At 64.4% G+C, this 1,288-nt stretch carries 1 protein-coding gene; it reads left to right on the plus strand.

Going from position 1 to position 1,288, the window contains the following annotated elements:
* Nucleotides 1–121: 121 nt before the first annotated feature.
* The coding region (locus IEW22_RS19760) for an IS1380 family transposase (protein ID WP_229742938.1) at nt 122–1,288 on the plus strand (1,167 nt) is incomplete at its 3' end.

Below are 1,288 nucleotides of genomic sequence, written 5' to 3' on the forward strand. Positions count from 1 at the left end.
AGCCTCGATCCACCGATTTGTACCTGTCCGGGGGATGAGGGATAGACGAAATGCCCTGTCTGAGTGACAGAATGGGACTTGCTCAGGGTTCCATCGGTACACGCAGAAGGGCATCTCGTAGATGCGATTGTCTCATAGCCATCCGGTCCGGTCTGCCATGTGTGATGATCCGAATCTGCTCGGCGCGGCTGGGTTGGTGCCGGTGATGACGTTGGCCGAACAGGCCGGCCTGTCGGGGCTGGCCCGCGAGCATCTGAGCGTGCCCACCGATAAGGGCGCCCACCCGGATCGCAAGGTGTTCTCGCTGGTCGCGGGCATGGTGGCCGGCGCCGACAGCATCGACGACATGGCAGTACTGCGGCACGGCGCGATGGGCCGGGTGTTCGAGCACCCGTATGCCCCGTCGACGCTGGGATCGTTCTTGCGGGAGTTCCGGTTCGGTCATGTCCGCCAACTGGATGCGATCGCCACCCGCGTGTTGGCTGGTCTGCATGCCCGCACTCCGGTGCTGGCCGGCATCGACGGTGCGGTGATGGTCGATATCGACGACTCGATCATCGAGGTCTACGGTCCGGCCAAACAGGGTGCCGGGTTCGGCTACACCCGGGTGCGTGGGCTCAACTCAGCGATCACCACCCTCACCTGCGGACCGGGTGCGCCGGTGATCGCCGCTCAACGCCTACGCAAGGGAGCATGCAATTCCGCCCGTGGGGCACATCGCTTGATCGCCGATACCCTGGCTACGCTCGCGCGACTGCGATCCGAGAACGCGTCGGGACCGGTTCTGTTGCGGGCAGATTCAGCGTTTTACGGCCACCGCACGGTCACGACTGCGATCCGGGCCGGCGCCCAGGTGTCGGTCACCGTGCGCCAGGATGCGCACGTGCGGGCACAGATCGCCACGATCGGTGAGGACTCCTGGACCCCGATCGAGTACACCGACGCCGTCTTCGACGCCGATAGCGGGCAATGGGTCTCGCGTGCCGAGGTCGCCGAAATACCGTTCACCGCGTTCACCTCCAAAGCCAAGGCGTTACAGGTTCCCGGGCGGCTGGTGGTGCGCCGCATCCCCGACTTTCAACCTGATGGGGACGGTTTGTTTGATGTGTGGCGATTCCACGCGTTCTTCACCACCAGTGACCTCGATACCGTCACCGCTGATCAGACTCACCGCGGGCACGCGATCATCGAACAAGTCCACGCTGACCTCAAAGCCTCCGCACTCGCGCATCTGCCGTCGGGAAAGTTCTGCGCGAATGCCGCCTGGCTGGTGTGTGCGGTCATCGCG

It is taken from the genome of Gordonia jinhuaensis, assembly GCF_014639795.1.
In the GTDB taxonomy this organism is placed as follows: domain Bacteria; phylum Actinomycetota; class Actinomycetes; order Mycobacteriales; family Mycobacteriaceae; genus Gordonia_B; species Gordonia_B jinhuaensis.